The 25,293-nt window shown below is 57.5% G+C and carries 22 protein-coding genes and 3 pseudogenes; 12 read left to right on the top strand and 13 right to left on the bottom strand.

Annotated features, from left to right (window positions below; genetic code table 11):
• Positions 1-279: 279 nt before the first annotated feature.
• Positions 280-678 (bottom strand): type II toxin-antitoxin system VapC family toxin, encoded by a 399-nt coding sequence (locus F2982_RS29025; protein WP_148194846.1) that lies wholly within the window; start codon positions 676-678, stop codon positions 280-282.
• On the bottom strand, positions 675-926 hold the full coding sequence (locus F2982_RS29020) for an AbrB/MazE/SpoVT family DNA-binding domain-containing protein (RefSeq protein WP_130279492.1): 252 nt from the start codon (positions 924-926) through the stop codon (positions 675-677). Before F2982_RS29020 ends, F2982_RS29025 begins: the two co-directional genes overlap by 4 nt.
• 988 nt (positions 927-1,914) lie before the next feature.
• On the opposite strand from F2982_RS29020, the gene F2982_RS31805 reads away from it, so the two are divergent.
• Together F2982_RS31805 and F2982_RS31800 are read left to right on the top strand one after the other, a co-directional pair.
• On the top strand, positions 1,915-2,064 hold the full coding sequence (locus F2982_RS31805) for a HipA N-terminal domain-containing protein (protein ID WP_348652545.1): 150 nt from the start codon (positions 1,915-1,917) through the stop codon (positions 2,062-2,064).
• 378 nt (positions 2,065-2,442) lie between these two features.
• Positions 2,443-2,955 carry a HipA domain-containing protein gene (locus F2982_RS31800; RefSeq protein WP_246777740.1) on the top strand — a complete coding sequence of 171 codons (513 nt, stop codon included), beginning with the start codon at positions 2,443-2,445 and terminating at the stop codon, positions 2,953-2,955.
• 162 nt (positions 2,956-3,117) lie between these two features.
• On the opposite strand, the pseudogene F2982_RS29005 reads toward F2982_RS31800, so the two are convergent.
• The 3 genes and pseudogenes from F2982_RS29005 to F2982_RS28995 form a co-directional block, all read right to left on the bottom strand.
• A pseudogene (locus tag F2982_RS29005) lies at positions 3,118-3,465 on the bottom strand (VapC toxin family PIN domain ribonuclease); the annotation flags it as partial.
• Between the two features lie 377 nt (positions 3,466-3,842).
• Positions 3,843-4,434: pseudogene (locus F2982_RS29000) on the bottom strand (AAA family ATPase).
• A gap of 151 nt (positions 4,435-4,585) precedes the next feature.
• The gene (locus F2982_RS28995; RefSeq protein WP_130279849.1) at positions 4,586-4,816 is read right to left on the bottom strand and encodes a DUF2934 domain-containing protein; all 231 of its coding nucleotides are present in this window, start codon (positions 4,814-4,816) and stop codon (positions 4,586-4,588) included.
• Positions 4,817-5,115: 299 nt separating this feature from the next.
• On the opposite strand from F2982_RS28995, the gene F2982_RS28990 reads away from it, so the two are divergent.
• Both F2982_RS28990 and F2982_RS28985 read left to right on the top strand, forming a co-directional pair.
• On the top strand, positions 5,116-5,361 hold the full coding sequence (locus tag F2982_RS28990) for a hypothetical protein (RefSeq protein WP_203431551.1): 246 nt from the start codon (positions 5,116-5,118) through the stop codon (positions 5,359-5,361).
• A gap of 147 nt (positions 5,362-5,508) precedes the next feature.
• Entirely contained in the window at positions 5,509-5,886 is a 378-nt protein-coding gene (locus tag F2982_RS28985; protein ID WP_246777739.1) for a DNA mismatch repair protein MutT, read from the top strand.
• 542 nt (positions 5,887-6,428) lie between these two features.
• Here the strand turns inward: F2982_RS28985 and F2982_RS28980 are convergent.
• Entirely contained in the window at positions 6,429-6,641 is a 213-nt protein-coding gene (locus F2982_RS28980) for an acetyltransferase (RefSeq protein WP_203431550.1), read from the bottom strand.
• Positions 6,642-6,751: 110 nt separating this feature from the next.
• Here F2982_RS28980 and F2982_RS28975 point away from each other — a divergent pair, with 110 nt between their 5' ends.
• Together F2982_RS28975 and F2982_RS28970 are read left to right on the top strand one after the other, a co-directional pair.
• Positions 6,752-7,096: a low affinity iron permease family protein gene (locus F2982_RS28975; RefSeq protein WP_203431549.1), complete on the top strand. Its 345-nt coding sequence runs from the start codon at positions 6,752-6,754 to the stop codon at positions 7,094-7,096.
• A gap of 712 nt (positions 7,097-7,808) precedes the next feature.
• Positions 7,809-8,147, top strand: a complete 339-nt coding sequence (locus tag F2982_RS28970) for a metalloregulator ArsR/SmtB family transcription factor (RefSeq protein ID WP_203431548.1) — start codon at positions 7,809-7,811, stop codon at positions 8,145-8,147.
• Between the two features lie 1,097 nt (positions 8,148-9,244).
• Here the strand turns inward: F2982_RS28970 and F2982_RS28965 are convergent.
• From F2982_RS28965 to F2982_RS28955, 3 genes are all read right to left on the bottom strand, one after another.
• The gene (locus tag F2982_RS28965; protein WP_130279486.1) at positions 9,245-10,075 is read right to left on the bottom strand and encodes an inositol monophosphatase; all 831 of its coding nucleotides are present in this window, start codon (positions 10,073-10,075) and stop codon (positions 9,245-9,247) included.
• A gap of 859 nt (positions 10,076-10,934) precedes the next feature.
• Positions 10,935-11,192: a hypothetical protein gene (locus tag F2982_RS28960; RefSeq protein WP_246777738.1), complete on the bottom strand. Its 258-nt coding sequence runs from the start codon at positions 11,190-11,192 to the stop codon at positions 10,935-10,937.
• 334 nt (positions 11,193-11,526) lie between these two features.
• The gene (locus tag F2982_RS28955; protein ID WP_203431547.1) at positions 11,527-11,829 is read right to left on the bottom strand and encodes a hypothetical protein; all 303 of its coding nucleotides are present in this window, start codon (positions 11,827-11,829) and stop codon (positions 11,527-11,529) included.
• Between the two features lie 182 nt (positions 11,830-12,011).
• Between F2982_RS28955 and F2982_RS28950 the strand changes: the two genes are divergently transcribed.
• Positions 12,012-13,526: a cyclic nucleotide-binding domain-containing protein gene (locus F2982_RS28950; RefSeq protein WP_203431546.1), complete on the top strand. Its 1,515-nt coding sequence runs from the start codon at positions 12,012-12,014 to the stop codon at positions 13,524-13,526.
• 297 nt (positions 13,527-13,823) lie between these two features.
• Here the strand turns inward: F2982_RS28950 and F2982_RS28945 are convergent, their stop codons facing one another.
• Positions 13,824-14,189 (bottom strand): helix-turn-helix transcriptional regulator, encoded by a 366-nt coding sequence (locus tag F2982_RS28945; protein ID WP_203431545.1) that lies wholly within the window; start codon positions 14,187-14,189, stop codon positions 13,824-13,826.
• Positions 14,190-14,266: 77 nt separating this feature from the next.
• On the opposite strand from F2982_RS28945, the gene F2982_RS28940 reads away from it, so the two are divergent.
• From F2982_RS28940 to F2982_RS28925, 4 genes are all read left to right on the top strand, one after another.
• Positions 14,267-15,280, top strand: a complete 1,014-nt coding sequence (locus tag F2982_RS28940; protein WP_203431544.1) for an IS110 family transposase — start codon at positions 14,267-14,269, stop codon at positions 15,278-15,280.
• A gap of 343 nt (positions 15,281-15,623) precedes the next feature.
• On the top strand, positions 15,624-16,223 hold the full coding sequence (locus tag F2982_RS28935; RefSeq protein ID WP_112712723.1) for a HupE/UreJ family protein: 600 nt from the start codon (positions 15,624-15,626) through the stop codon (positions 16,221-16,223).
• A 372-nt stretch (positions 16,224-16,595) separates the two neighbouring features.
• Complete coding sequence (locus F2982_RS28930; RefSeq protein WP_203431543.1) at positions 16,596-16,850, top strand: hypothetical protein; 255 nt, start codon at positions 16,596-16,598, stop codon at positions 16,848-16,850.
• A 745-nt stretch (positions 16,851-17,595) separates the two neighbouring features.
• Positions 17,596-18,249, top strand: a complete 654-nt coding sequence (locus F2982_RS28925) for a 3'-5' exonuclease (RefSeq protein ID WP_203431623.1) — start codon at positions 17,596-17,598, stop codon at positions 18,247-18,249.
• 231 nt (positions 18,250-18,480) lie between these two features.
• Here the strand turns inward: F2982_RS28925 and F2982_RS28920 are convergent, their stop codons facing one another.
• The 3 genes and pseudogenes from F2982_RS28920 to F2982_RS28910 all read right to left on the bottom strand — a co-directional run bounded on the left by F2982_RS28920 (position 18,481) and on the right by F2982_RS28910 (position 23,924).
• Positions 18,481-21,744 carry an error-prone DNA polymerase gene (locus tag F2982_RS28920; protein WP_203431542.1) on the bottom strand — a complete coding sequence of 1,088 codons (3,264 nt, stop codon included), beginning with the start codon at positions 21,742-21,744 and terminating at the stop codon, positions 18,481-18,483.
• Positions 21,741-23,252 (bottom strand): DNA polymerase Y family protein, encoded by a 1,512-nt coding sequence (locus F2982_RS28915; RefSeq protein WP_148194865.1) that lies wholly within the window; start codon positions 23,250-23,252, stop codon positions 21,741-21,743. The genes F2982_RS28920 and F2982_RS28915 overlap by 4 nt, the downstream gene beginning before the upstream one ends.
• Positions 23,173-23,924, bottom strand: a pseudogene (locus F2982_RS28910) (ImuA family protein). Before F2982_RS28910 ends, F2982_RS28915 begins: the two are co-directional and overlap by 80 nt.
• 604 nt (positions 23,925-24,528) lie before the next feature.
• On the opposite strand from F2982_RS28910, the gene F2982_RS28905 reads away from it, so the two are divergent.
• Positions 24,529-25,221: a hypothetical protein gene (locus F2982_RS28905; RefSeq protein WP_203431541.1), complete on the top strand. Its 693-nt coding sequence runs from the start codon at positions 24,529-24,531 to the stop codon at positions 25,219-25,221.
• Positions 25,222-25,293 lie beyond the last annotated feature (72 nt).

Here is a 25,293-nt window from a genome sequence, read left to right as displayed (position 1 = left end):
TTGAAACGGGTTCGACATCTTTGCGAGAGCACGCTGCCGCAGATCTGCGTTCTCGATACATGTTCACATAGATAGTGACATCAAGCGTGACTCCGGCTTCGTTAAGCGCGGCGACTGAGCGTAGGTGCCCCACAGAAAGCGAGAGGACCAAACGCCTCGCATTCAGGCTGACTTCTCTTCTTCGGTTGGAGTTTTGACGTGGCGTTAACGACTACTCCGCCGCTATCGTGCGCAGCTTTGCAGTCGCCTGAATTTTTTCAATAATCATGCAGCATTAGACTACGTGAGCAGCGTAGCCGGCTGGCCCAACAGGCTGACGAGTTCAACCGCCTTCCGGTCGAACGATACAAAGGTCTCTCCTCCCAACCATGCTCCATCATGTGCGATGACGCCGTCTGCGAAGTCGCCACCAGCTTCGAGCACCGCCAGTCCGGCTTCTACTGCAGGTCGGTTCATCGAAACGTTTCCGGCATCCAGCAGGTCGCGGATGGACAGTGCCACATCTTCTTTTGAGAGATTGGCGCCGCGCCGGAGCACCCACACGAATTCGCATAAGGTTGGCAACGAGATTGCGATGAGCGAAGCGCGTTCAAGCAGAGCCGCGGCCGCTTGCCCCTGTTGCGGGTCATCCTGCAAGACCGCCCGAGCCAGAACGTTAGTGTCTGCAATGACTTTCACGGTTCGCCGTTCCAGCCCGCAGCGCCGATCTCGTTCATTTCGTCGATGGAGAGAACCCGTTCGGACTTACCGGCGTGTCTGCCGATGAAGTTTCCGATTTTCCCACTCGCGCGGGCCGCCCTCACGCGAAGCTCGCCACCCGGAAGTTTGTCAAACTCAACACGTTCTCCCGGTTTGACGCCAAGATGGGTCAGCAAGTCTCGCTTGAGAGTGACCTGCCCTTTCATTGATAACGCAATCGAAGACATCGAATAGCTCCTCATCACACGCACTCAATGTAATGGAAAATTCACTTACTTCAAGCTGAGTATGAAGGAATGCGTCGATCTGCACGTTCACAGCAGCTCGGATATATGCACTGCCGTGAGCTTATGAGATGGCGGTGGAAAAGTCGGCCACGGTAGCTGCGGAATAGTCCAGCCGCAGGCGGAGTAAAATCCGGCCACCTATTCCTTTCTGCAACGATCGCAGGAGGGACAGGGATCTACCCCGTGGAACTTTATTTGGCCCGTCTAAATCGACTTCGATTATGACAGGACGCATTAGTATAGAACGGAATAGCGTAAATTTTAAAAAAACTTTACGGAATTCCGATCGAGTTCTTTTTTTCCTGGTCTGTTACGAAATTCCGTGTGGTTTCCTCAAAAGGACGGAATACCGTAATGCGTTATCGTATTTGAGCGGTTGGCTGATCAGATAGCCACCGCGCGCAAAGCGAGGGGCTTGCGTCGGACTGAACTAGCCGCACGTATCGGGCGCAGCCCCGCGCGTCTAACGGAGTTCGAACGAGACTTGACAAGCGGACGTTTGAGCAAGACCGTTTAACACTACTTGTACAGATTTGCCACGCGCTCGATTTGGTGCCCGTAATCGTCCCGCGTCAGCATCTGCATGAGGTTGAAACGCTGCTGGAGACCACTTCAACCTTGCCATCTGTTTCTACACCTCCGAAATCGGTATTCAGCGAGGTGTTCGTGTCACTCAGTGACGAGGATGATGACTGATGGCCAAGACCGCGGCAATTCTCGGCGTCCATCTGCTTCATCAAGGGAAAGCTGTCCGAGTTGGCACGCTCACCCGCAGTGCTGCCGGTGAAACGGCATTTATTGTCGAGGAAGCCTATCTTCGCGGTATGGGCCGTCCGATCCTCAGCCTTTCCTGGTTAGAGCCAGCCAGCGAGCAAGGCACAATGGAACGGCTTGCCTATCGCGGCGACAAAATTGGCATATTGGCACTTTGCCACACTGGTTCGCCGGCCTATTGCCTGAAGGCGCCTTGCACGATCTTTTATTACACGAAATGGGCCCAGGCGATCATGACCAGTTCGATCTCCTCACGCGGCTCCGTGCGGATTTACCAGGCGCGATGTTAATCACCCGAAACTGAGACACCAACATCGGCTGGCCCGCTAAGGCTTGAACAAGTCGCTGGTTTTGACGCCCCCGTCCTCAGGGAACTGTGAAATTTTCCCTTGCCGGGGTTCAACTGAAATTTGCCGGCCGGATGGACGGAGATCGCTTGACCGTGCCGGCACAGGCGGGCGACGCACGGTATCCTGAAGGTCCCGACAGAACGTTTTTCCAATTTACCGGAACTCGAGTTTGCCGGAATGACGCTTGCCCGCTCAGTCGGCGTAACGACTGCCGATTTCCGGCTGCTGTCCGTCGAACACGTAAGGGATATTCGACCTGAATTCCTAAAGGCTGGCCCCAAGCGCTTGTTGTCGATCGTTTCGACCGCGGCGCTGACGGTCTGCGTACCCACATGGAAGACATGGCCCAGATCCTTGGCGCGCTTGGCGAGCGCAAATATACGATGGGCACTGGAGAGACGGTGCTTAACATGATCCGACGGTTCAGCACCGATTGGAGGGCCGATGTCCTAGAAGGGTTTCGTCGCATTGTTGCCGACATATTGATCGGCAACGGCGATAACCATCTCAAGAATTGGTCCTTTCTGTTTCCAAGCCCAGGCGAGATCCGCCTGTCGCCAGCCTACGACATCGTCCCGACCGTGCTCTACATCCCCGACGACCAGATGGCGCTGCAGTTCGTCAACACCAGCAACTTTAACACCGTGACGTTTCGCCGCTTCCGTCGCGCGGCAAAGTTCTTAGGCCTTGAAGAAGATTGGATCGAAGCTGAGATTAGCAGGCAAGTCAAACACGCTGTCGAAGTTTGGCAAACCCTTGTCCCGTCCTTGCTCGACGAGAAGCGCGCAGTTCACTTCCTAGACAGGTTGAGAACGCTTACTCTTGTGCAGGAGGTGATCGGCTGAAACTGTTCAGGTCATGAGGTATTGAGGAGAAGACCGGCCGTGAAACGAGACAATCATGCTAGCCCATGTCGTGGCGGGACGCTGTAAGGCGCCGGGCGAGCCTCCATTTTTTCGCCTGCCCTTATTGGCTTTGCGGGACACCCCTGAGGAAGACGAACTTAGCACAAAGGTCTCTCCGCCCAACCACGCTCCGTCATGTGCAATGACGCTGTCTGCGAAGTCGCGGCCCAGCTTCGAGTACTGCCAATCCAGCCCCAACTGCAGGTCGGTTCATCGAAACGTTTCCGGCATCTAGCAGGTCGCGGATCGACTGTGCCACATCTTCTTTTGAAAGTTGGCACCGCGCCAAAGCACCCACGCAAACTCACATAAGCTTGGCAACGAGAATGCTATGAGCGAAGCGCGTTCAAGCAGAGCCGCAGCCACTTCCCCTGTAGCCTGTAGCGGGTCATCCTGCAAGACCGCGCGAGCCAAAACGTTAGCGTCCGCAATGCGATTCCACGACGTTATCGAGGTCGTAAGCGTTATAAGTCCCCCCGCCCCAAGACCTCCAGAACCCTGTTCTGCCGGTCTTTCATGGGCGTAGAACAGTTGTCCGTTGCCGCCGCCGCAAACCTTGAATCGGCGCATTACACCGCCTCACGCGCAAAGAAGACAACAATCGGTAGCGTAGTCGAACCGTTTGGCCAGCTTGATGCGGGCTCCCAGGCCCCGAAGGAGCTCGGGACTTTGAATTCGCGGCTCTGGTCGTCACCCGTATCATGGAGGCTGCAGCGACGGAATTGCGCAAGATATCAGTAAGGGTCCTGCCGTCCGACATCTTGCCGTCCCATAATTCGATTTGGCATCGCATGTGTTGCACGGGGACGAGATGTCTGTCTCTTCGGCTATAGGTCAAGCAAAAGTCGGACAGCGTCTGGAAGCGACATGGCCGTCACATCGTTGGGGAGGGGAAGGTTTCCTGGCCGGGATAAACGACGATGCGCTTCTGCGGCTGGATCTCTTCGCAGGCAAAATAGAACCCCTTTTCGAGTTTTGGCGAAAGATTTCTCTTGATCTCCACTGCCCAAGGCTTCTCACCTGCAGGGGTCAGGAGGAGATCGATTTCGGCGCCGGCCGACGTGCGACGCCGGATTGCCTGAGAAGATCGATGGAGGCCGATCCGAGAAGCAAAAACTGGCCAGCGCGCCGACCGGCTAGGCGGGTTCGATCGATCAGGCCACGAAGGGTCTGAAACACGCCTGGGAGGCGATGAACTTCATCGAGAATGACCAGCTTGTCGTCATGGCCCGATAGATAAAGCTCTGGTTCCGAAAGCTTGGCCCTGTCAGCCTCCGATTCCAGATCGAGATATATAGACGGCCTGGTTTTTCCGACACCGATTGCCAAGGTTGTCTTGCCGACCTGACGAGGTCCGAGCAAAGCCACGGCAGGACTTTCCTCAAGAAGAGCTAAGAGCTTGGATTCAATTCTACGCAATCATCATCCTTGCATTTATGGATGTAAACTCCACAAATGCAAGGACCAATGTGTGGGTCTAGCTAGAGCTGGAGGCTGTGCCCCGTCAGGTGTCGTCGCCGTCATCCATTGTATGTACCTAGCCTCAACCTCTTTCGACCTTGGCGTCTGATCAGTCCGGGCTGATGGTTGAGGGCGGTCGGATATTCGAGTCCTTTGAGGCGTCGTCATTGAAAGCGCGTTCGGCTTCCTCGTTCGCCCTGATAATCTCTGCCGCCTCTTCTTCGCTGACTTGTTGCGCCTCGCCGGCACGCTTCCAATGATCGTCGTGCTTCCCCTCTGGGCGACCCTCATCCTCCCAGATCTTATAAGCCCGGTCGCGCCTGTCGTTTTCCGTATCCATTCGATGAACTCCTGTTGGGGCTGCCACCATAAGATCTGGAAGGGCCGATCGTTCCATTGGACGGTTCTCAGCCGGTGCAACGAGCCCTGCCCTGGCGAAGCAACAGGTAATGAAGGTACCGTCAATTAGTGACACGCCTATGAAGCTCGGCGAAAGTTCCTACACGACTGCTGGCATAGCATCCCCCGCCCTTGTACCGCCCCCGACTGTCAAGAAACTTTCATAAACAATAACTCGATCAGCAGCCGGGTGTCAGGTAGAAGTCCGGCAGCAGAAGGCACCTGATGAAGGAGAGAGCCATGGCGGAGACAGCTAGCATCGCGAAGACCGTGGCATCGCTCGCCCGGCCAGGCATGAAGCCAAAAGAGCTGATTTCTGCGGTGCGAACAGGACATTCCGAAGCCACGAAAAAGGATATCGCACGCGCTGCGTTCTATGCGGTCATCCTCGCTTCCGAACAAAAGTCGAAACGAGTGGAAGAACTGCACGGTATCGCAATCGAGACTCGTAACAGCAGTGACGACAGCGCGTTGAATGACCACTGAATGTCCTGGGAACTCTCACACCCATCCTCGGTTGGATCAAAAGCTTGGCGGTGATTGGATGGTTGCCACAGATAGTCCGACGGCGCCTGCTGCTGAATATCAGCAGATCGGCGCAATATGCATGCGACTACAGGACACGGCCCCGAAGTGCTGCTGATTACCACACGCGAAACCGGCCGTTGGATGATGCCGAAGGGATGGCCGATCGCCCGCCTCCTCCCGCATGACGTCGCCGAGCGGGAGGCGTGGGAGGAAGCCGGCGTTATCGGAAAGGTCAAGCGCAGGATCTTTGGCGAGTTCAGGTACGCGAAGATCCTCTTGGACGGTAGCAAGGTCGAGCCGCTGGCGTCGGTTTATGTTATCAAGGTCCGTCGTCGTAAGAAGCGTTTTTCCGAACGGGCGAAACGAGACGTCATATTGATGAATCCCACGGACGCTGCTCTAAAGGTGCAAGTACCCGAATTGCGAACTCTGTTGCAAGATTTCGCTCGCAGTTTGACACTGGGCTCTGACAAAATCTGGTGATGCCTTAGCTAAGCTTCTCGCTAAGCGGCGAACAGAAGGCAGCTTGAAAGAGCGTTGCTGACCTTCTTTTTTTGTGATGGACAAGCCTGGCGAGGACACCGCTTCAACGCGCGACAGAATTTCCGGGTAGACCGGGCAGGTGGACATTCCAACGGCCGTCGGAAGACTTTGCGTTGCGTCTTTCCAACGGAACGCCGGATCTACCCGCGCCAACCGAACGGGCAGCGCGTGCCGGAGCCGCTCGTCGTGTCGGTCGACCTCTCTGACATCAAACCGAGCTGACATGGATTGCTGCTCGGCCTGAACCGGGCGGCGCGCAGACGCTCGGTTTCGCCTCGCGGAGCTTCGCTCTTCCGCTAGAGCGTCGCGAGCTATCTTGTTGGTTCCTTCGCGGACCTTGCGGTCGCCTTGATGCGGTCAGCAAGTTTAAGCCGTCATCGTCTGACCGAACGACAGCGGACGAGTTGCTTGACTGCAGCCCGACGAGCGCCCCTTCCTGTAATGACCAGGACCGGGAGGTGCATCGTCGTCGGAGGCCCCGATCAGTCGCGGGAAGTCAATAGTTCGCGAAGACGGTTCTTGTCGGTAACGCCGGCCTGAAACCATCCGAGAAGATCCTTCGCGGCGGCATGCGCCTCGGGACAACCGGAATCGATGGATTTGGCCTCGCAGAATTCTTTCACAAGGCCCTGTACCATCAAGACTTCGTCCGGTCGCAACGGCTGCTTCCCGCCACTGTCAAACGCCTGGAACATCGCACCCTCCTTCGCACGAGCGTCTATGCACGTGAGGGAGCCTACGCCGATCCCACGACATTGCAACGACGTCGCGTGGAACCCACCCGACGTCTGAGCATTTCGGAGGCATGAGACCGTTGTTCCTCGCATTGTCTGAAGCAGTTGTCCGGGTTGCCGGTCACCGTTTCACGGTCGCAGGGGCGTTCGCACTCGCAACGCTGTGGTGCGCGGCTGGCGCGATGTTCGGCCTGCCAACAGAATGGTTCCTGCTTTCAAACATGATCGGCACGAGCGCGGCGCTGTTCGTTCTTTTGATCATGCAGCATTCGCAGAACCGCGACATGGCGGCCTTGCAAGTCAAGGTGGACGAACTCATCCGCTCGAGCGAAGCTGGCAATCACATGATCGGGATCGAGCGGCTTGAGGCCGAGGAGCTTTCCCGACTTGCACGGGACCGTCAGGCAGGTGTCTGACCTCGCGCGACGCTCCTGCAGCACGAGCACGCTGGCGCCCTCACCCTGCACGTCCCAAAGCGTACTGGAACAAAGCTCCGATGACGGGGCTTCCTTTGGTCGAAGGAAAACCTCTCATGTCGCACAACATTGCTATCCCATCCGCCTATGTCCTGCTCATCCTGTTGCCTGCTCTATCTTCGACGAAACCGGCCAGCCGTACACCATGACAAACAAACTGTCTTGACGAGTGAGGACGCCGACGCTTCAGGCGAGTGTTCATCGATAAGCTTTCTTATCGAAATCCTACTTCCCGCTACGCACACCCGGAACAACCGCCCGATTTCGTCCGTGACGAGCTCACCGACAAGTTCGGAGGGCTAGCGACCCAGATCATCGACGAGAGTCTGAAGCAACATTGAGTTCGGGGCCTTCTGAAGCAGACCCGATGGCGATTCATGGACCAACTGGTCCTACGGTAACGAGGCAAACGGCAAGAGCGTGCTCGCTGGCATTCTCGGCCGCTTACGATGACTGCCTATCGTTCTTGTAGGGCTAGTGCTTAAAAAGCGCAGCGCATCGAGATCGTGGCGCTGCCCGCTCCAGTAACTCATAGTGAGGCGCTGCCTTGGCAAGATTGCCTCTCTCCGGACCTGCACGCTTTTAGCCGGATATCCGATTAACCATTTACAATATTCTTCTAGTGCCAGTAGTGTCCAGGGGGAGATAATCTATGGGAAAATCTGACAGTGATGCATTCAATGTGATCTTGCCGTTTGATTTGCAAAAGGCGGACCTACTTTTGCGTACGCTCAGTCACCCGATCCGATACTATATGACGGAACTGATGCTTGAGAGGGAGCGGACCGCCGTCGACTTCCAAGAGATCATCGGCATCACCGAAGGTGCTGCTTTGCAACATCTACGAGTGCTGAAACAGGCCGGCGTCGCCAAAACGCGGCGGAGAGCCCAGACTTTCTATTATTTTTCGCGATCGGTTGAGGCGGCCACGCTGCTTGCTTGTGTCACGGAAATTACCATGCAGTACTCGTCGGCGACTAATTCTCGTTGAGTTACTCGTCACCGACCTCGATGCCGCGGCACCAAAGGGACGCGACAATGGTCGACAAGCAAATTTGCATCACTTAACCTGCCGACGGGGATTCGCTGTATCAATCGTTGCCAGATGAGCGAAAAGCTCCTCGGCGGACATTGCGAAAATCAGGACAATGACCCTCCACGGTGGTCCCGACGCTGAAAGAGGCCGCGAATGGTCATCGCTGCAACTCGTTTCGCCGGGATTGCCGCTGCAGATGCCAAATTTTCCATACCGCATTTGAATGACTAGCTCGCCGCAGATCTTTCGCAGAGTGGAAAGCTGCTAGGCGTCGATGGACCACTTCCCGTGCCCGTCATTAGCGTCCCGCGCTCGCTAAGCTCACGCATAGGCTTGAGCGCAGACTGGCGCTACGAAGTGTCGTCGACGAGGGCGCGAGCGAGCTTAAGCGCGTTTTCACGATAAGTGAACGAATGGCTTCTAAAACGGCGCGAGCGATGGAGAGGTTTGATGTGGTCCCTAGCGTTTATCAGTGTCATTATTTGGACAGTCGTCTCCGCGCTAGGAGGAGGCGCGGTCGGATCGCTGGCACTTGCCTTAGCAGCTTCATTTGGCGCTGGTGTCATTGGAATTTGTCTCAAGTGGGGCGAGCGGAGCCTATGGATCGGCATAACGGCCGGGCCCGCATTGCTGCTGATCATTCTACTCTCGGCGGCCATATCAGACCGTATGGCTCGGCGTCTGCAAAACAGGAAGCGTTCTAAATTTTTCACCTGAAGGTTTATGGATCTTTCAGTTGTTCTCGGCGGACAATCACGACCTCTTGGTCTGCCGATGACGGTCGGAGTTACCGACTTTTTCGATCTAGTGGCCGTCGACATGGCCAATCGACCAGGCCCTTCCTGTTCCGAGCGTTCAGGCTCAACGGGCTTCCGACGAGCGTAGCACGATACCCACTAAACCACCTCACCAGCGTACGTTTCCGCGATCGTCTCCGCGACGCATCAGACGACACAGTGATCCTCTTCAGCATTTCAATTTGGAGGCTTACGGTCGAGGCAAGCCCGTCTCGCATTCACCGATGTCAGTGGACCGCGCAGAATGGCGCTAAATCAACGATAGGATAGTGCTTCGAGGATAGCCTTCCACGACTGGCTGTCCGGCGCCGCTAGGAGGTGACCCTTTGCAACTGATGGTCGATACGGCTGGCCCGTAGTGGTTGCTGCATAACCACCCGCTTCCGCGTGAATCAATATCCCAGCCGCGTGATCCCATGGGTTCATGCCTTCGTTTAAGCAAAAGCTCATGGCACCCGTTGCCAACATCCGGTATTCCCAGGCTGAACAGCGCCAAGATGTGACGCGGCTAAAGTTCAACACGCCCAACGCAACCGAAGCGCGCGTTTGAGCTTCGAATGCGTGAACTGCTGCAAAACCTTGCATTTCATTTACTGAACCTGCCTCCGCGACCGCCAGCCGCGTGGAAGCTCCATCCGCCCCCACATGCCAAGCGCCCCCGCCGGGTCGGGCAATGAGGAAGTCCCCAAGCACCGGATAGTGTATAATGCCGGCGATGGTTCTACCCCGTGATACGATCGCCAGGATACTGCCGAACATCGGCGAACCGTGTGCGAAATGCCACGTGCCGTCTAACGGATCAATGACGGCGGCTAGGTCGGCTCCGGAGAGACGATCCAACAACGATGGATCTTCTGACACCGCTTCCTCGCCGATTATCACGATGTCGGGCAGCCTCGTCCTCAGCTTTTCAGCAATCAGATGCTCGGACGCAATATCCGCATCAGTTACGATATCGTCAAAGCTTGTCTTGGCACGCTTCGAGTCAGAGGAGACAGATCGGAATCGCGGCAGAATTTCCTCGACCGCTGCATCGCGTAGATAGCTCATAAGCTCTTCAAGTAGCTCTTCAGCAACACTTTCCATACTGCAACGTGTCCAGATCGCGTGCGCGCTTGTCCAGCTAAATGTCTATCGTGATTCCCACCGGAGACAGCCAAATGATATCAGTTTCAACACGCCCGCAAGCCCGCTATTTGCCCCACTGCCCCGCCTCCGGTAAACGGCTGTGCTGTTTCACCCAAAAATGATGGTAGACACGGCCACCGCTTCGGTTAACGTGCGTGTAGGCATTGGCTAAGCAGACACCATTGCCAAGAGGTTATCGTTAGACTTAATACAGTCCGGCGATGACCTCACCAAATCCTCTGATTTGGCGGTTGCGGCCCTGTCATAGCGGTCTGCGGATCCCGTTGGAGAATGGCTCTCCTACCCTCACCCCGGTGCGCCGATAGCGCTTTTTGTAGACGCAAAAAGATGCGCCGCACACAGCAGAATACGACGCATCTTCTCGAAGGATCACCGTGGGCTAGCAGGTCGTGTGCACGTCTTAGACAATGCGCCCGCAGTGACCGCATTCGAACTGCTTGTATCAATGAAAGTTTCCAGCCGGCAAAAAAATAACGCCAGTGCAACACTGGCGCTAAGTTGGTCATCCATTGGGAGCGCCTCCCAACGCGGGAAAGGAAAGAAGAATGGCAAGCCAATCTCTCGTCGGGCGACCCCTACTGAACATCGATCGGCAGCTGGAGTTCCCGTCTGCCACCGTACCAACGGCAAATCCTACCGTGGTTGGCACGGCAACAAAAGAAAGCTCACGCGACTGAGACGCGCGCGGCTTATTAGTCGTTTCGTGTTAGAGGATCACAAAACCGTTTGGCCCCTACGGCGGTCGCCAATGAGATACTGATTGGCATCCCGGATTAGGCAGACAGGCCGAGATCACTCAATGGATTGCGGCACCGCCAACCGGTCCTTCGACGACCTTTCGTATGGTGGAAACTAAGCGAGCGGTCGAGGTGATGATTTCCGTTGCAATGTCCTCATCGCCCTCACCTACCTCGACGGCCATCTCGCCGACCGCGGCTGCTGCATTGGCGACCAAAACTGAGAGGGCGACCCTTTCGCGAGGAACTCGGCGGGCGAACGCCTCCAAGGTGGCACTGAAGTTGAGGAGGACCGCCGTCATCTGCTCGGGCGTCATTCCAAGCGGCTTTAGTGTGTCTGGCAAAACAGTGACTCACATAGGGAGAAATCGCGTCGACGATAAGCGGCTGGTTCATTCGAACTCCGGCGCTCATGGAGGTGATTTTAGCAAGCTAGGGCGAAACATCGTCTGTTCAAGGTCGGCCGCGGATGTCCTCGCCTCCAGCGCCCCAAGCCTGTCACGATGATCGCCAGCTGCGGTGTCCTCCCGCCGTCCGTATTAACTGACCTCGTTTGAACACTGCAAGTGTTGCCAGCTGACGAGCTGTAAACGGGATCCTATCCGCATCATCGCGGGGACCGACCGTGAGGAAGCGGCTACGGCCGGCGACCTATTGGCCGAGCCAGTTGTACTCGGCGATGGATGCTTTCCCTGACTTCTTGTCGTAAACGCATATCAGGTTGACCATTTTTTTGGTCTTGGTGTTCCTTTCGCGAAGCAGGATCGCGATTTTTCCCATCGTGTCACCGAAGAGGATCGGTGCCGTCGCTTCCGGGGAAACCATCCGTGACTGCCCGATGCACGTGCCATTGGCCTTTGCAAAGAGAGTGTTCCAAGCTGCGTCACTTGAAGCGTCGGCGATTTGCGCGAAGGAGAGACAGCATGCGATGGCGGCGAGTGGAAATTTTAGCATAAGGGTCCTCTTCTCGAATCTGCCAACATTGGCGCGACTTTTCTTGCGAGGAAAAGTGGCATGATCGCGGCCTCATTTGTTGGAAGTCTATCTCGTAAAGGCTTTTGACATCGTTTCGCTTGACGGACATATGGGCATGGCTTTCAAGTGGCCGCTTGCCAGGCGGTCCAAGGAAGGCGCGAATGGAAGCAGGCCTCGACACTATCGTACACATTGCCGGGGACCCGATCAGCCAATTCGTAACGCTGGTGTTGTTGTTGGTCCTGGCGAGGATAATCGTTCAAGGGAAGGCCACTGACCGTTTCCTTGTTCACATCGGTTTCTTTGTCCTTCTCACAATCCTGCTTGTCGGCCATGACGTCGCACCATGGACGACGGTGATCGACGATGAAGACCTCCCCCTCAGGATGTTCATTGGCATTGCGAAGGCGACCTGGTGGGCAGGCGGAGCGATGGTTATCGCAAGCTCGGTCCGCGTCTACCTTATCATCGAGCGTAAACCGCGTGAAGGTCGCCTCCTGCAAGATCTATTGGTTGCCATCATATACATTGGAGCGGCCCTATCCATAATCGCCTTTGTGTTCGACCTTCCCGTGCGGACGCTCATTGCAACATCGGGGGTATTCGCTATCGTCTTAGGGCTGGCTCTGCAGAGCACGTTGAACGACGTGTTCTCTGGCATAGCGCTGAACCTGGGTCGTCCTTACTCGGTTGGTGACTGGATTGAAGTTGAGGGCGGCGTTCGCGGTCAAGTCGTCGAAACCAACTGGCGCTCCACTCACCTTCTTAACGACGCCAATGATCTTGTCATCGTGCCAAACAGCGCGTTGGCCAAGGCAACGCTGACCAACCTGACTGGCGGCGACGCCATCCATGGCTCAAAAGTGGTAATCCGGGCGCTGCCCTCGAAGTCGCCGGCGCTGATCGAAGAGACCATGAGGACGGTGCTGCTGAGCGCCAATTCGATTTTGAAGTCGCCGCCCCCGTCGGTATCCATTACCGCATTGGACGGTTCCGCGGTTGAAGTCGAGCTCTCGTTCAAGGTGTCGAGCCTTGGGCAAACTGGCGTGGCGAAGAACGAAATCTTCGACCTCGTGTATAGGCACACGAAGGCGGCGGGGATCCAATTGTCCTTGGCGGCGAACGCATCGGCGGTGATGAACCCTGATCCCGGATCGAAACACCCGGGAACGCCGTGGAGGCTGCTGACGTCCATCCCGCTCTTCTCGACGCTTACCGAGGATGAGATGGAGGCTCTGGCCAACAGCATGGAGCGTCTGGCGTTCAAGAAGGGCGTCGTCATCGCTCCACAAGACGCTTCGATGACATCGTTGATGATCGTTCGCAGTGGCGTCGTCACGATCGAACGCGTCAGTGATCATGGAAGAGAAGAACTCACCCGGCTGGCTCCAGGCGACCTCTTCGGTGAGCGCGGCGTGCTGATGGGAGCGCCCGAGCCGGCAACCATGCGCGCCCTGACATTTGTTGTGGTCTACGAGATCTCCAAAGAACACCTGGCCAGCGTGATGCACCAGCGCCCGTCTTTGGCGGAGGAACTCAGTCAACTTCTGGCAAAACGTGTCGAAACAGAAGAACACTTAAAGATCGATGGGCGCTCTGCGGTTGAAGATCATCCGGTATCACTTGCCGCTCGAATACGCCACCTCTTTGGCGTGCAGCAGCGGAGCATCCCTTAAGCAAGGGTTCAGACAACCTCGTCGGCGTCCCGGGGCTGCCATCGTTGATGGCCGGCCGCAAGCGAGATGTGCTTATGAAAAGCAAACAAGGGGAAGACTTGTGTCACCCGGAAAATTTTCTGATTTCGCTCAGTGCGCTTCTACCATAGCCTACAACCACCCCACTGCCCCGGGTCGGCCTCTGCGGGAGCCAGCGTCCTACAGTGACGAAAGTCCCCGCGATTATATCGGTGATCGAGAGTATAGCTCTTGCTGAGATCATAGCGGCATTCGGCGCTGCGTACCATCCCCGGGGCATTACAGTGACTTAAGCTCCACCAGTTCGCGCACTTGGTTGAACACGGAAGCCTCCACCCGTCGTAACCGGCCTATCAGTCTGGCCTCATCGTCGGTCACAAGGACTACCTCGTGTCTTTGCGCTACTTCCCCGCGCACAAAATACTCCATTGGGAGGCCGAACAGCTGGGCAATGTGGTGGAGCGAAGCCGCGGTCACCCGGTTTTCGCCCTGCTCGTATCTCTGGAGCTGCTGGAATGATATTCCTAGCCTCTCCGCAACAATCTTCTGCGATAATCCCGCATTCTTGCGAACTTCCCTTAACCGAATGCCGATCTGCAAATCGATTGCCTTCGTCCCGCTTTTCTTGATCGTTTCCAGTTCCATCAGCGTCCCCCGACGATATATGTGTCGTCTATCTAAGGCATCCTGGCATCGTTTCACAAACCAAAAGGGATGCAGAGATGGCCGTCGCGACAATTGGATTAGATATCGCGAAGAACGTTTTTCAAGTCTACGGGGCGGACGAAGCAGGCGAGCAACTGTTCAACAGGAAGATAGCGCGCACGGCAATCCTGGACTACTTTCGTAAGCTGCCGCCATGCGTTGTCGCGATGGAGTCTTGTGCGACAGCCCACCACTGGGGCCGCTCGATTGCCGCGCTCGGTCATGAGGTCCGCCTGATCCACCCCACATATGTGAAGCCGTTCGTCAACCGTGACAAGACCGATGCGAACGATGCCGAGGCGATCCACGCAGCATCTTCCAGGAAGTCGATGCGCTTCGTACCGGTCAAGTCGGCAGGTCATCAAGCCTCTACGATGCTGTTCAAAACGCGGGCGCTCCTGGTGCGTCAGCGCGTTCAAGCAGTGAATGCGTTGAGAGCCCACCTAGCCGAATTTGGCATCGTTTCTCGTCCGGGAGCTGCCAATGTTCCCACATTGGTTGCAGCGGTCCGCAACCGAACAAACACCATCTTGCCGCCGCAGGCCAGGGCTGCTCTCAGGATCATTGCGAAGCAGATTGACAGGCTCTCTCAAGATATCGCCGGTCTCGAAAAGGCATTAAAGGCTCATGCGAAGGCTGACGACGAAATGAGGAGGCTCATGACGATCCCAGGGGTGGGACCGATGACCGCCACTGCCGTCAAAGCATTCGTACCGGATGCCAAGATCTTCAAGTCTGCGCGTCACTTCGCTTCATGGACGGGCCTTACTCCCCGAACGCTCTCGAGCGGCGGGCGTACCTGGACTGGCGGCATCACCAAAAGGGGCAACTGCGAACTGAGATCGTTGATCGTCGCGGGAGCTATGTCTGTCGTTCGAAACACCAAAGAGGATGCGCGCAGCTGGGTGGCCTCGTTGAAGCGACGACGTCCCTTCAAAGTTGCGGCGGTCGCCCTTGCCAATAAAATTGCAAGGACAATCTGGGCGCTTCTTGTTAACGGTGGCATTTATAATCCGGAACCGCTGGCATAGCCGGCGCGGCTGGTTAACACGGGCCGCTTAGCTTCGGCCGGAATGCCGATCATCGAATGCACAGCAGGCGAGCAACACCGACGAATACCCTGTGCTTGCGAGCACGCTCGAGTGACGGGTGCTTGTCCCGCGTAAGTCGCTGAGGCTCATTGCAAGCCCTTGCATGGAAGCCGTACACTTGGTTGCAGCATAAGATGTGAGGTAGCTGGCCGGGCGGATCGCAATGACCTGCGATCCGCCTCTTAGCTTCCTCTGCTCCTCATGAGAATACGGCATTTACCCCCTTGCCTTGTATGACAAGTTTGGATCAGATGCGGGAAAGCTCAATGTATGGAGAGGTCGTATGACACGCCTACTAATTCGCGCTACTTTGGCTCTGTGTGGTTTCATCATTCCAGCCGCCGCCTACGCTCATACCGGAGCGGGTGCTCCATCCGGGTTCGCGCACGGCTTCGCGCATCCGATATCAGGTATTGATCACACGCTTGCGATGGTGCTGGTCGGTCTACTGGCTTTCCAGCTTGGCGGACGAGCTGTTTGGCTCCTGCCGATGGCATTTACCGGTTTGATGGTTGTTGGAGGGATCCTGGGCATCGCCGGCGTGAACCTGCCCATGGTGGAAACCGGTATTGCCGTCTCGGTGATCATCCTCGGAGCATCGGTCGCGTTCAGGATCAAGACACCGACGGCTGCAGCAATGGGTGTTGTCGGCCTCTTCGCCTTGTTTCATGGGCACGCTCACGGAGCAGAGATGCCTGGAAGTGTGTCCGGCCTCACCTATGCCATCGGCTTTCTCGCTGCGACCGCATCGCTTCATTTGGTGGGGATCGGAACCGCATTGCTGTTTAGCCAGCTTGATCAACGCCGAGGCGCAATCATTACTCAAGTAGCCGGCAGCGTCGCGGCGCTCGCCGGGGTCGGTCTCGTCCTCGGCATCCTCTAATAACCGACAAGCAAGAGAAACGCTCCCAATCGTCGCAGAGCTAGCGCCGAAACGATAGGCAGGCCCCTGTTCGGACGGGAGCCCAGCTGGACTTTCGGAGGGGTGTTCTTAGCCAGCGTATCCGGCTGCATCCTATCAGCGTTGACAGGCCCCATTCTCCAGCGAGGGGCTTTTTTCTCAACTTCTGCTGAACCGCCGCCTAGCGCGCTCCACTGCACGTTTGGGACCCGCGCGAACAAAAACCCTTTGTCCAGACCTGCGCCTGGTTATGAACGCACCGCGATGGTCATCGCCAGGTCACCGTCATCTGCCCAATCTTGGAACTCGACCGACACTCTGGCGTTACACGATTTCACAAAGAGGAGACGTAGCATGTCGACAGAAAATGCGATTGGCCTGCCCATCCCGGTCGGCGTCATAACCCCTGAGGATGGCTACCAGCAGCAAACCGAGGTCATACCGGCAAAGGAGCCTGACGACCTAGCCTCAGCCACTATTCGATCCGTTGACGCGCTGTGGCTCGCGCCGATGAAATTCACGCTCGCAGCCACATTGGCAACTGCAGCCCTCTCGCTCAATCCGTTCTTCGCGTTGAAATTATACCAGCCGGGTAAGCCGTTGGCCTAAGGCGTCGAGAGCGTATTTCAGTCGAACCTGTGACCAAGTCGGCACGAAGGCCTTCGCGGCGTTTGCACCCCGCTCTTCGATTGCGGGCTGCAGGTCTGATTTAGGCCGGGGAACATCCCGGCGCCAAGACTATTTCTGGACAACACCAATGAGGAGGACCAAAAATGTCGAAAGATCTCAGGGTTGGCTTCACTGGCATTCCACGCGAACACGCGACGGGTGTGCGCAAGGTGGCGAAGAACGCTGTGGACACTGTACGGCGCGAAACGAGCGCCGTTGCGGCAGGGGCAGCCGATCACCCACACGGCAACTGGGCTCCTGCTCGGCGTAGGAGCATTGGCGTTTATGGCGGGCTTCGTCTTCGGCCGCGGGGCTGCGGATCACACCTCCACTTGGCGATAGCTGGAAGGCTCGCAACAGCCTGCTCGAATATGGCCGACGTACCCGGGTAAAGCCGAACGGCTGACTTGGGCTGAGGTCGGCTGGCAGGGACAAGCAAATGGTTGCCAACGGCACCAAAAAATTCTTCAGACGGATAAGGTCTTCCGCTTTTGCCAACGCGGCGAAAGGGACGCCAGATTGCTTGTAGGTTAAATAGTCGAGCTCTCCGGTCTGCGCGCGTTGAGCGAATGCCGGAAGCCGAGCTGGGATTGACGTACCGGCAAAGCGCCACATAAACATCCAGATGACATGATGACTATGGGCCTGGTGAAACGGGGTCCAGTCTCTTCAAGGTACCGGTCCTATCTCACAATCGCTTGAAGATTACGCACGTGGCAGCTTCCTGTCTCTCGATATCGAAGGCGACGGTAACAAAGACCAGCGCCCGGTTGAAATCTCCCTGTGCCAGTTCGATGGCGGGCTGTTTACCCGGGAGTGGCACTGGTTGGTCGACCCTGGAAGAGCGATCAGCTACTTTGCGACAAAAAAGCATGGGCTGCGTGACGGCGACGTCAAGGGAGCGCGAGCATTTGCGGAAATCTCACATGAGATTGCCGTGGCCGTGGAAGGACGGGTCTGCGTCGCTCATGATGCGATCGGCGACCTCTTGATGCTTGGCGAAGGCGATGTTCGAACACTGGACCTGCCAAGTCGAATCTTCTGCACCTACCGGATGGCCAAGGCCGCCATCGCTCGCGGCCAGCCGGTCAGCCCCGGGGTGGTGAGCTTGAGCGAATGGCTCGGAATCGGCGAGCCGCCCGAGACGTTGCAGCGGCGCACTGTTCATTCAAGCTCGCTCGACGCGTGGCGGACCGGGCAAATTTTTCTTGCCCTCGCTTTGCAGCTGGCCGGGAACGTCCCGGCAGATCGGCAAGAGATCGACCGCTTCTGTATCGGACAAAAATCTTTGCAGTCCGTCAAAGCAAAACTCGCAAAGCGTCGATCAAAGGCCGTTTGACCGACCGAAAACCGCCCATCGGCGCCAATGCCCCGACGCCGTCACCATGACCTGTCATCGGCGGCCCTGGCATCGCTACACCCGCCAGCTCGAGTGCATGGTTATCAGTTTGCCGGGCCAGGCTCGATGAGGGACTGTCGTCTTGGACATGATCCGGTCGGCGAGCTTTCGTCAACCGGCTCATGTTTTTCGGCTTTCCTCACAGCAAACGGGCGCCGCCCGACCTGGATATCACTGAAAATTCCGGCTCTTTACCTTCAGCGTATCGATATGCAGATCCGGAATAAAGATATCTCTTGGCCTGACGGACGGCCTGCGATCCCGTGAATCCGGACTTCCAGGAGATCCGTGGGCGAACTCATCACCCCTGCCCGTCGGCAGCTTGAAGTCGAGATCGCGGTCAGCAAGCCCTGTCAGATCGTCGGAGAGATCGAATAGTTGCTGGGCGACAAGATGGACGACGTCACCTTCGCGCTGAATCCTGCCGTTGATCGCCATCATCGACGATCCCAGCACCACCCGACGCCGCTTCTCGAATAGCGACGGCCAGACGACGACATTGGCAGGGCCGGTTTCGTCTTCGATAGTGATGAACATGACGCCCTTTGCGCTGCCCGGCTTCTGGCGGACAAGAACAAGGCCGGCGGTCATCAGCCATTGACCGTCGCGGGCGCTCATGGCGTCTGAACAGGTGACGATGTTTCGCCTCGCGAGATCGGCCCTCAGGAAGGAGATCGGGTGGTCACGGAGTGTCAGGCCGACATGGCCGTAGTCCTGGATGACATTATGCCCTTCAGTCATTTGGCGCAGATGGACTTCCGGTTCCTGTTGTTCGGCTATCACCGTTGCCTCGCGCTCGGCTGCTGCGGCAAACAACGGCAAGGGCTCGTCGCGTAGCGCCTTAATCGCCCAGAGAGCGTCGCGACGTTCAAGCTCCATTGACGGCAGGAAGGCGTCCGCCTCAGCAAGTTGTTCAAGGGCTTCCGTTGGAACGTTCGAACGTCGCCACAAGTCATCGACACTTTCGAATACCCGGTTCATGCGGGCAGCAACAATGCGTGCCGCGTCGGCGACGGCCAACCCCTTGACCATTCGCATGCCAAGTCTGACCGCATGCCGGCCCGTATTGTTTTCGAGCTCCTCAAGCGTGCAGTCCCAGCGTGAGCGATTGATACAGACGGGCCTGACTTCCACGTTGTGATTTCGGGCGTCTCCGACGATTTGCGCAGGCGCGTAGAAGCCCATGGGCTGGGAGTTCAATAGCGCTGCACAGAAGATATCAGGGAAATGACACTTCACGTAGTTGGAAGCATAAGCGATCAGCGCGAACGACGCCGCGTGGCTTTCAGGGAAGCCATAGCTGCCGAAGCCTTCAAGCTGACTAAAGGTTTTCTCTGCGAATTCAGCTGAGTATCCGTTCTTGATCATGCCTGACACGAGCTTGTCCTTGAAGCGTGAGACGCCGCCCGTAAACTTGAAGGTCGCCATGGATTTTCGAAGCTGGTCGGCCTCGCCACCGGTGAAGCCGGCACAGACCATGGCGACCTTCATTGCCGACTCTTGAAACAGCGGGACGCCCAGCGTCTTGCCGAGGACGGCCTCCAGTTCCGGTGTCGGGTACTCGACCTTTTCCTTGCCTTCTCTCCTGCGGAGGTAAGGATGGACCATATTGCCCTGAATCGGGCCTGGCCGAACGATCGCTACCTGGACGACGAGGTCGTAGAAGGTCCTCGGCTTCATACGCGGCAACATCGCCATTTGCGCGCGGCTCTCAATCTGGAAAGTCCCAAGCGTATCCGCCTCGCGTATCATTGCGTAGGTCGCGGCGTCCTCCTGCGGTATAGAAGCAAGATCCAGGGGTTGGTGTTTATGGTCGCGAATGAGATCGAAGGCCTTCTGCATGCAGGTGAGCATGCCGAGCGCCAGGACGTCGACTTTCATGAACCTCAAGGCTTCAACGTCGTCCTTATCCCATTCGATAATCTGACGATCGGCCATGCTTGCCGGTTCTATGGGAACGAGCTCGTCCAGGCGATCATGGGTGAGGACGAAACCGCCCGGGTGCTGGCCAAGATGACGCGGCGCTCCCATCAACTGTTGGGCGAGCTTGAGGGTCAAAGCCAGCCGGCGGTCCGCGGGATTGAGGTTCAGCTCCCGGATATTGCGATCGGGCACTTCCTCTGACCATGACCACATGCCCGAGGACAACGCCTTGATGACGTCTTCCGGCAAGCCCAGCGCCTTGCCCACATCACGGATCGCGCCTTTGGCCCGGTAGCGCGTGACCGTTGAGCAGAGCGCCGCCTTTTCCTTGCCGTAGGTCTTGTAGATCCACTGGATGACTTGTTCACGCCGCTCATGCTCGAAGTCGACATCGATATCGGGTGGCTCGTCGCGCTCCTTGGATACGAAGCGTTCGAAGAGGAGATCGTTGGTTTCAGGATCGATGCTTGTGACCCCGAGGATGTAGCAGATCGCCGAATTGGCGGCTGATCCCCGGCCCTGACACAGGATGCCCTGGCTCCGCGCGAATTTGACGATGCTGAACACCGTCAGGAAGTACGGCGCATAGCGCATCTCCTTGACGAGATCGAGTTCATGTCGGACGGCTCTAAGAACCTTTTGGGGCAAACCTTCCGGATATCGTTGGGGGATGCACTCCCTGACATAATGCTCTAACGACTGCTGGGCATCCATGCCGGGAACAATGGCCTCCTGCGGGTACTGGTACGTGAGCTCTTCCAGTGAGAACCTGCAGCGCTCGGCAATCTCCGTGGTCCTGGCCAAAGCTTCCGCATAGCGCGGAAAGAGGCGCTCCATTTCGTGTGGCGGCTTAAGGTATCGGTCGGCATGGCGTTCACGCTCGAAACCGAGCTCGTCAATGGTCGTGTTGTTCCGTATACAGGTGACCACGTCCTGCAATTGACGCCGCCCCGGTTTGTGAAACAGCACATCGTTTGTGACGACAGTGCGAACACGGTGCTTGGCCGCCATGTTGGCAATCTCGTGGAGCCGCATCTGGTCGTTCGGCCGACGTCGCAAGGTGAGCGAAACATAGGCTCGGTCGCCGAAGATTTCGGACATCTTCCTAAGGTGGAGCGCGCAAAGCTCGTCCGGCAGATCAGGAACCAAAATGGCGATGAGGCCATCGCTGTAGAGAGCGAGGTCGTCAAGTTGCAGGATACAATTGTCCTTGCCTCCCCTACCCTTGCCGAACGTGATCAGCCGGGTCAGCCGAGAGTAGGCCGCCCTGTCGGTCGGATAGACGAGAATGGACATTGCCTCTTGCAGGTCAAGACGACAGCCGACCACCAGGCGAACACCCGTGGCCCGCGACGCCTCGAGCGCCCGGACGATGCCGGCCAGGGAGTTTCGATCGACAACGCCAAGCGCTTCGATGCCCAACTCCTTTGCCGTCGCAAACAATTCGTCGGCAGAAGAAGCGCCGCGCAGGAACGAGAAATGGGTGGTGACCTGGAGCTCGGCATATCTCATCCGAATATCCCATGCATGAACCATTTGCGATCTCCCGTCTCCGGATCGACACCGTCACCGCTGCGGAATATCCAATATCGCTCTCCCATCTCGTTCTCCACCACGTAGTAATCCCGCACGGCCTCAAGCTCGCTCTCGCAGGTCCACCATTCGCCGAAGACACGCTCGGGACCGTCTGCCTTGCGCACATTATGCTGACGTCCCCTCCAGGTGATGCTGCGCGGTGGATAATCCGGCATGAGGGAAAGCGCCTTGATCTCGTCAGGCTGGTGAAGCAGCCGTATCGGCCGTCGCCAGTGGCCGTCCCAGGTCCCTCGGATATCATCCCCAGCAGGCGCAATCCGTCTGACGCTGCGCTCCGGAACATCCGAGGCGACCGGAGCGATACGGTAAACGCGCTGACCGCGATTGCCCAGGATGTCGATCAAAGGCGCAATGTCTGCCGCCGCCTCCTCTACAAGCGACGACGTCTTCTGTTGCTCTTGGAGTGGTTCGGTCACGACCGCGATGAGCGTCAGCTTCTCGATACCGAAACCTGGCTCGATTTTCTCGGTGCGGTCCTTGAACAATTTCGTCAGCCAGGCCTCGTCGCGAGCGGGCTTGGCAGTTCCTGCCCTTATCGCCTGGAGGGTGCCGTCGGTCTTTTCGACGATCAGGTCTATTTTGCGAGCCCCCAGACCGCGACGTTGGAGCTCGCCGATCAGTTGCTGGATGAGCCGACCCACATACTTGTTGATCGTTTCGGCGGCTGCGATGGGTTCAGCGAAAGCGCGTGATACGTCGATCCGGTCGGCTTCGCGGATTGGTTCGATCGGTTCGGAGATCCGGCCGAACATCTGGTCGAGGCGCCGGCCGACTTCCGGGCCGAACCGCAGCGCGAGCGGCGCTCTGGCCGTCGCCGACAACTCGCCGATGGTCCGGAACCCGAGCGTCCCGAGATCGGCGACGATCTTGGGGGCAAGCCTTAGCAATGCAACAGGAAGCCTCGCCACCGCATGGAACAGTTCACCGCGGCCAACGATGACCGTTTCACGCCTGATCGATCGAGCACAGGCATGAGCAGCGCCCCAGGTGTCGGCGATTGCCACCCGTGCGTTAAGACCCTTGGCTTTGAACTGGCTTGCGACACGGCTGAGCATTTTCTGCTCGCCGCCTTGCAGATGATCGGCACCCTCGGTGTTCATGACGATACCGTCGTTGCCATCCACGGCGACGACGGGCGAGTAGATGGAAAGCGCCCATAACGCAATCCGTTTGAGAGCTAACTGGTCGCCAACAGGGTCGGCATCCACCAACTTCAGGTCGCGAAAGATCGCCTGCGCTTTGGCAGCCGGCATTCCAGGGGTTACTCCGGCCCTGCGCGCCGCGTCATCGGCGGCAGACACCCAACGTCTGGAACCCGACTTCGCGATAACCGCGATGGCCTGATCAAGCGGAATAGAGGGATCGGCTCTCCGAATCCGATCGGTCGCCAGATCGGGGAAGAATATCGATACGACCCTTGTCATCGCAGGCTCCGATTTCGAACTCAGCACACTCGCCCGCACGCGATCTCATTAATTCCAACAACCACCTTGGCCTGCCGACGCCCTGAACCGGGAGATCAACGCTTGGCAGGACGCTGATCCTCCAGCGCGTCGTTGCCGCTGTTGGCTGACCAAAGTCGTTGGCTTCGATCTGTCGTCGCCACCGCCTTACGGCCAGGGCAATCGTACCCTTTCGTTCTGCAGCCAACTGAAGCCGCCTTGAGGCAGTCATGGGAAGTCGAACGAGTTCGCCTACTACCGCTCCGAGACCACCATAGGCCAGGCATTCCTCCATACTGGCAAGGACATCTTCCTCCTTGTCTCCTTCGACAAAGACAACCCGGCCGGGATGCAGACCGGATTGTGCCAGAGCAGGCATGAACAGGTCCGGGCGGGTTAGGCACCATACCACCTGACCGGTGGTTCTAGCTGCGATACCAGCGGCGAACAAAGCTGCCGCCGCCCCGTCGACGGTCCCTGCCCCCCACCCGCGAATTCATGCAGCGCGCCGCGCGCCAGACCACCGCCTGGCAAGGTCGCGTCGATCTCGGCTACACCGAACGGCAGCGAACCGGCACGTCTTGCGATCCCGCCTTCAAGGGCGGAAATGCGCTCTCGCAGGTCGGCGAGAACGTGCTCGCGGGCAACAGTCATCTGTCACGAATCCTTTCGAAATCGCGTTAAAACATCCGGCTTCATGCCGTGAAAAGTTGATTGTTCCCTTTTTGTTCCTTATCTTGACCGCCGTCAAGATCGCCGATTCCAGGAATCTATTCCTCGAACTGGGCGATAGAAAAGATAAGCGAGGTGAATCAATTCCATAGTGGAAGCTTTCAGCTTAAATGCCGTTATCGAAAAAATTCGCCGTCGGTGCCTTGCCTGTTGAAAACCATGCGGCTAGCTAGCTGCCGCGCGATGAGATGCCCTGCGCCTGGAGAAGAGATGGCCAGAAGACACCACAACCTGGCCGGTGGCGATGGCCCCAGGCTAAAGGACTTCCGTGACGCAGTTATCGTGCTGGAATGTAGGTTCTGTCATCGCAGCGATGGCTTCGAGCGAAAGAGTCTCGTCGCACAATTTGGCGCAGACGCATGTCTGGCAAAGCTGCGCCGTCGACTGGCGATGGGCTGCGAGCGAATGGTCGGTTCCGAAGGCGATCGCTGCCAGACACGGTTTGCAAATCTTGAGCCGTAGACCGCTGGAACATTCACCTTCGTTGCCCGTTGGCTCCCCTAGCAACCAACGGAGGAGCATTTCCATGACCAACGTCTATAACGAAGGCGCGCCGAGCTTCGCAAGCGGTCTAGCCAAGAGCACCCTGACTGCATTCTTCGACAGCCGCAGCGACGCCGAAACCGCCGTCGAAAAGTTGAGGTCTAAAGGCGTCGCAGACGTGCGGCTTATGCCGGGCTACGAAGCCGACGGCGAAGGAGCATCGTCTGCCGCGGAAAGTTCCGGCTTCTGGTCAAGGCTCGGGGACTGGTTCTTCCCGGACGAAGACCGCGACGTCTATGCCGAGGGGTTGCGCCGCGGCGGTTTTCTTGTCTCCGCTTCCGTCGATCAGTCGAATTACGACACGGCGCATGACATTCTCGACGACGCGGGTTCCATAGACCTCGATGAACGCGCCGACCTTTGGCGCACCGAAGGCTGGACGGCAGGCACTGGTTCCCAACAGGCAGCAGCGTCCAAGGAAGACGTCTTCCAGGCGGACGCGGCTGCAGGAAGCGCATCAGGACCTGGCCGTTACACGCGAAGCACCCAAGCGACATCACCGCGAGTGCGGGGATACGACCTGACAGAACTGTCCCCCGACGTGGTCGACGACGTCATCCCGACGGGTCATCAGCGCGACGTCTCCGAAGGGGATCGACCTGCCGGAGATCGGCCATCGCAGGATCAGTCTATTGACGACGTCCGGCAAAGCCAGATGCTTCCCGGCAGCCGCTGATCGACCGGCAATCACGGAAGCCGCGTATGATGCGCGGTTTCACCATGGTTGCCGGAATGAACCGCTTGCATT

This window comes from Rhizobium sp. BG4 (genome assembly GCF_016864575.1).
Classification (GTDB): Bacteria; Pseudomonadota; Alphaproteobacteria; order Rhizobiales; family Rhizobiaceae; genus Rhizobium.
Note: the sequence above shows the minus strand (reverse complement) of the source record. Positions and strands in the feature narration are given on the sequence as shown.

What these genes read in the sequence shown, in the direction of transcription:
- F2982_RS28930 (WP_203431543.1), top strand. Translation starts at nt 16,596, where the DNA reads ATGTCGACAGAAAATGCGATTGGCCTGCCCATCCCGGTCGGCGTCATA.
- F2982_RS28975 (WP_203431549.1), top strand. Translation starts at nt 6,752, where the DNA reads ATGAGACCGTTGTTCCTCGCATTGTCTGAAGCAGTTGTCCGGGTTGCC.
- F2982_RS29020 (WP_130279492.1), bottom strand. Translation starts at nt 926, where the DNA reads ATGTCTTCGATTGCGTTATCAATGAAAGGGCAGGTCACTCTCAAGCGA.
- F2982_RS28980 (WP_203431550.1), bottom strand. Translation starts at nt 6,641, where the DNA reads ATGTTCCAGGCGTTTGACAGTGGCGGGAAGCAGCCGTTGCGACCGGAC.
- F2982_RS28970 (WP_203431548.1), top strand. Translation starts at nt 7,809, where the DNA reads ATGGGAAAATCTGACAGTGATGCATTCAATGTGATCTTGCCGTTTGAT.
- F2982_RS28920 (WP_203431542.1), bottom strand. Translation starts at nt 21,744, where the DNA reads ATGAGATATGCCGAGCTCCAGGTCACCACCCATTTCTCGTTCCTGCGC.
- F2982_RS28935 (WP_112712723.1), top strand. Translation starts at nt 15,624, where the DNA reads ATGACACGCCTACTAATTCGCGCTACTTTGGCTCTGTGTGGTTTCATC.
- F2982_RS28995 (WP_130279849.1), bottom strand. Translation starts at nt 4,816, where the DNA reads ATGGATACGGAAAACGACAGGCGCGACCGGGCTTATAAGATCTGGGAG.
- F2982_RS28945 (WP_203431545.1), bottom strand. Translation starts at nt 14,189, where the DNA reads ATGGAACTGGAAACGATCAAGAAAAGCGGGACGAAGGCAATCGATTTG.
- F2982_RS28955 (WP_203431547.1), bottom strand. Translation starts at nt 11,829, where the DNA reads ATGCTAAAATTTCCACTCGCCGCCATCGCATGCTGTCTCTCCTTCGCG.
- F2982_RS31800 (WP_246777740.1), top strand. Translation starts at nt 2,443, where the DNA reads ATGGAAGACATGGCCCAGATCCTTGGCGCGCTTGGCGAGCGCAAATAT.
- F2982_RS28960 (WP_246777738.1), bottom strand. Translation starts at nt 11,192, where the DNA reads ATGACGCCCGAGCAGATGACGGCGGTCCTCCTCAACTTCAGTGCCACC.
- F2982_RS28990 (WP_203431551.1), top strand. Translation starts at nt 5,116, where the DNA reads ATGGCGGAGACAGCTAGCATCGCGAAGACCGTGGCATCGCTCGCCCGG.
- F2982_RS28950 (WP_203431546.1), top strand. Translation starts at nt 12,012, where the DNA reads ATGGAAGCAGGCCTCGACACTATCGTACACATTGCCGGGGACCCGATC.
- F2982_RS28940 (WP_203431544.1), top strand. Translation starts at nt 14,267, where the DNA reads ATGGCCGTCGCGACAATTGGATTAGATATCGCGAAGAACGTTTTTCAA.
- F2982_RS28965 (WP_130279486.1), bottom strand. Translation starts at nt 10,075, where the DNA reads ATGGAAAGTGTTGCTGAAGAGCTACTTGAAGAGCTTATGAGCTATCTA.
- F2982_RS28905 (WP_203431541.1), top strand. Translation starts at nt 24,529, where the DNA reads ATGACCAACGTCTATAACGAAGGCGCGCCGAGCTTCGCAAGCGGTCTA.
- F2982_RS28915 (WP_148194865.1), bottom strand. Translation starts at nt 23,252, where the DNA reads ATGACAAGGGTCGTATCGATATTCTTCCCCGATCTGGCGACCGATCGG.